General features: G+C 69.1%; 3 protein-coding genes and 1 pseudogene. All 4 read left to right on the forward strand.

Annotation, left to right across the window (positions count from 1 at the left end; translation table 11 throughout):
• Positions 1-389 (forward strand): annotated as a pseudogene (locus B1964_RS08865) (hypothetical protein); the annotation flags it as partial.
• Positions 376-1,299, forward strand: a complete 924-nt coding sequence (gene miaA / locus B1964_RS08870; protein WP_014359822.1) for a tRNA (adenosine(37)-N6)-dimethylallyltransferase MiaA — start codon at positions 376-378, stop codon at positions 1,297-1,299. The pseudogene B1964_RS08865 and the gene miaA, both read left to right, overlap by 14 nt.
• On the forward strand, positions 1,296-2,216 hold the full coding sequence (gene dapF / locus B1964_RS08875; protein ID WP_079929528.1) for a diaminopimelate epimerase: 921 nt from the start codon (positions 1,296-1,298) through the stop codon (positions 2,214-2,216). Before miaA ends, dapF begins: the two co-directional genes overlap by 4 nt.
• 138 nt (positions 2,217-2,354) lie before the next feature.
• Positions 2,355-3,866 carry a GTPase HflX gene (gene hflX / locus B1964_RS08880; RefSeq protein ID WP_079929529.1) on the forward strand — a complete coding sequence of 504 codons (1,512 nt, stop codon included), beginning with the start codon at positions 2,355-2,357 and terminating at the stop codon, positions 3,864-3,866.
• The last annotated feature ends 111 nt before the right edge of the window (positions 3,867-3,977 follow it).

Genomic DNA, 3,977 nt, shown 5'->3' on the forward strand with positions numbered 1-3,977 from the left:
CGCTGTCGGCGGTGTCCGAACCGGTGGGTCTGCTCGTGGTGGGCGACGGCGCGACCGCGTTGTCCCCGAAGGCTCCGGGCGGTGGCGAACGCGCATCGGCGGTGCGGTTGCAGAAGCGGATCGACACCGCCCTCGAATGTGGGGATCTGGAAACTCTGGCCGACCTCGACGCGCAGGAGTGCGATGCCGAGGGTGTCGGTGGACGAGTCGCCTGGCAGGTCGCAGCGGCGGTGGCCCGGGCGTCGCGCGCGCACACCGATGTGGACCCCGCCCGGTTGGACCCCGAATGCCTGTATGCCGCAGCACCGTTCGGCGTGGGGTACGTCGTCGCTCGCTGGACCCCGCTCCCAGCCGGACCCCGAACAGGAGCCGATCATGACCGGCGGTGACATCGGGGCGCCCGTTCCGGTTGCGGTGGTGGGTCCCACGGCGGTCGGCAAATCCGATCTCGCGCTCGATCTCGCCGAGGCCCTCGACGGGGAGATCGTGAACATCGACGCGATGCAGCAGTACCGCGGAATGGACATCGGCACCGCGAAACTCACCCTCGCACAGCGTCGTGGTATCACCCATCACCAGATCGACGTCCTCGACGTGACCGAGATCGCCACGGTCGCGCGATACCAGGCCGCGGCCACGCGCGACATCGAGGAGCTGCTCGCGGCCGGCCGGACCCCGGTGATCGTCGGCGGATCGATGCTCTACATCCAGGGACTGCTCGACGACTGGAAGTTTCCGGCGACCGACCCGCAGGTGCGTGCGCGCTATGAGGAGATGCTGGCGCAGATCGGCGTCGCCGCCCTACATCGCAGGCTCGCCGAGGTCGACCCCGCCGCGGCCGAATCGATCCTCGACACCGACGGCCGCCGGATCGTCCGGGCACTCGAGGTCGTCGAACTCACCGGAGAGCCGTTCGCCGCGTCGGCTCCCAAGATCGGTGAAGCGCGCTGGGGTACAAGGATTCTCGCTCTCGACAGAGAAACCGCTGACCTCGACGAGCGGATTGCCGCGCGCACCGCGGAGATGTTCGCCAACGGCCTGGTCGACGAGGTGGCCAGGCTGGCCGAGAACGGGCTGCGTGAGGGGCGCACCGCGCGCCGGGCGATCGGATACGCCCAGACCCTGGCCGCCCTCGACGGCGAGTACGACCTCGACCGGGCCGTCGAGCTGACCGTCATCGGCACCCGGCGCTATGTTCGCCGGCAACGTTCCTGGTTCCGACGTGATCATCGGATCGTGTGGCTCGACGCCGCGGCCACCGACCTCACCGATCGGGCACTGGCTACCCTGGACCGGTGACGACCAGCGCCTCGACCACCGCCGCCGAATCGAAGAGTGGCCTGCCGTTCGTGAAGGGCCACGGCACCCAGAACGACTTCGTCATCCTCACCGATCCCGCGGTCGAGATCGCGCTGGGTGCCGATCTCGTCGCCGCACTGTGCGATCGGCAACGTGGTATCGGCTCCGACGGACTGTTGCGGGTCGCGCGATCGGGTGCGCTGGTCGCGGCGGGGGTGCTCGAGGCCCTGCCGGACCGGGTGAACCCCGACGACTGGTTCATGGACTATCGCAACGCCGACGGCTCGATCGCCGAGATGTGCGGCAACGGGGTCCGTGTCTTCGCCCATCATCTGCGCGCGTCGGGACTCGTGGGCACCGACGAATTCACCGTGGGTTCGCGCGCCGGCGCGCGACCGGTCGTCGTGCACTCCTTCGACCGACTGCGCGCCGACGTCAGTGTGCAGATGGGCCCGGCGAGCGTCGGGGAGCCCTCGACGGTCCGCATCGGCGAAGATCTGTACCCCGGGGTGGCCGTCGACGTCGGCAACCCGCACCTGGCCTGTGTGGTTCCCGAACTCGATGCCGACGGCCTGGCCGCCGTCGACTTCTCCCGGGGTGTCGTGATCGACCCCGAGGTCTTCGCCCACGGAGCCAACGTCGAACTGCTGACCGTCCCGGAGGCCGTCGACGGACGGCTGTACGCCCGGATGCGGGTGTTCGAACGTGGGGTCGGCGAAACCCGAAGCTGTGGAACGGGTTTGGTCGCCGCAGCGGCGGCCGCACTACGTCATCGGGGTGAGCGGGTCGGGGAGTTGGTGATCGACGTGCCGGGCGGGCGGGTCGAGGTGCGCATCCTCGCCGACGATGCGTGGCTGCGCGGCCCGTCGGAACTGGTCGCCGACGGCGCGTTGCGCGCAGGGTGGGACGGATCCTGACACGACCGGCGAACGCTTCCGCCGACAGCCGGGGGCGCCGACAGCCGGGCGGAACGGTCCGGGCCGTGGAGTCGTCGCCGGGCGCCGCGAAATATTCGTGTGCGCTGCATCGTTGCCGCATGCGACCATGGAAGGCGTATGAGCAACACGACACACACCGCATATCCCATCCCGACCCCTGATCTCGCCGAGGACACCGGTATCCCCGAGGACACCGGAGTCACCGACGACCAGGGCATCACCGGGAGTTACCGGACCGACGAGCCGACCACCGGTGAACTCCAACTGTCCGAGCGTGCCTCGCTGCAGCGCGTGGCCGGTCTGTCGACCGAACTCACCGACATCACCGAGGTCGAGTACCGGCAGCTCCGACTCGAACGCGTCGTGCTGGTCGGCGTCTGGACCGAGGGCACCTCGGCGCAGGCGCGGGCGGCGATGACCGAGCTCGCCGCACTGGCCGAGACCGCCGGGTCGGCGGTTCTCGACGCCGTCATCCAACGACGCAATGCCCCCGACCCCGGCACCTACATCGGGTCGGGCAAGGCCGAGGAACTGCGCGAGATCGTGCTGGCCACCGGCGCCGACACCGTCATCTGCGACGGTGAGCTCACCCCCGGTCAGCTCACCGCGCTGGAGAAGGTCGTCAAGGTCAAGGTCATCGACCGGACCGCATTGATCCTCGACATCTTCGCCCAGCACGCCACCTCCCGCGAGGGCAAGGCACAGGTGTCGCTGGCCCAGATGGAGTACATGATGCCCCGCCTGCGTGGTTGGGGTGAGTCGATGTCCCGGCAGGCCGGTGGCCGTGCCGGCAGCAACGGTGGTGTCGGCCTGCGCGGACCCGGTGAGACCAAGATCGAGACCGATCGTCGCCGGATTCGCGAACGCATGGCCAAGTTGCGGCGCGAGATCCGGGACATGAAGAAGGCGCGCGTGACCAAGCGATCGGCTCGCAGCCGCAGCGCGGTGCCGTCGCTGACGGTCGCCGGCTACACCAATGCCGGGAAGTCGTCGCTGGTCAACGCGATGACGGGCTCGGGCATGCTGGTGCAGGACGCCCTGTTCGCGACCTTGGACCCGACGACCCGCCGGGCCACGCTCGACGACGGTCGCGAGGTGGTCTTCACCGACACCGTCGGCTTCGTCCGCCACCTGCCGACCCAACTCGTCGAAGCCTTCCGCTCCACCCTCGAGGAGGTCGTCGACGCCGACCTGCTGTTGCACGTCGTCGACGGCAGCGACGAATTCCCCGCCGAGCAGATCGCCGCGGTCCGCCGGGTGATCAACGAGGTCGTCGCCGAGGAGGGGGTGTCCGCGCCGCCGGAACTGTTGGTGATCAACAAGATCGACGCGATCGACCACACCCGGATGACAGAGTTGCGGGCGATGGCCCCCGACGCGGTGTTCGTCTCGGCGCGCACCGGTGAGGGGTTGCCGGCGCTGTTCGATCGGGTACGGGAATTCGTCGGCCGGACCGATGTCGAACTGACCCTCGCCGTGCCCTACACCCGGGGTGACCTGATCTCCCGCATCCACGAGGAGGGGGAGGTGCTCGCGAGCGACCACACCGCAGACGGCACCCGCATGACGGTACGGGTGCCGCAGGCCTTCGCCGGGCAGCTCGCCGACCTCGTGGTCACCCGGTCCTGACCGTCACCGGTGCCGATCGAGTGCTGCTGATCGCGGGTCGGTCTAGACCCAATACCGTTCAGTTAAGCGGGTCGGTTGTGTAGATCGGTGACTGTGTCGGTTGCGGCCAGG

The organism is Gordonia sp. i37, from assembly GCF_002043085.1.
In the GTDB taxonomy this organism is placed as follows: domain Bacteria; phylum Actinomycetota; class Actinomycetes; order Mycobacteriales; family Mycobacteriaceae; genus Gordonia; species Gordonia polyisoprenivorans.

Excerpts from the sequence above, each read along its gene's own strand:
- miaA (WP_014359822.1), top strand. The coding sequence starts at position 376 with ATGACCGGCGGTGACATCGGGGCGCCCGTTCCGGTTGCGGTGGTGGGT.
- hflX (WP_079929529.1), top strand. The coding sequence starts at position 2,355 with ATGAGCAACACGACACACACCGCATATCCCATCCCGACCCCTGATCTC.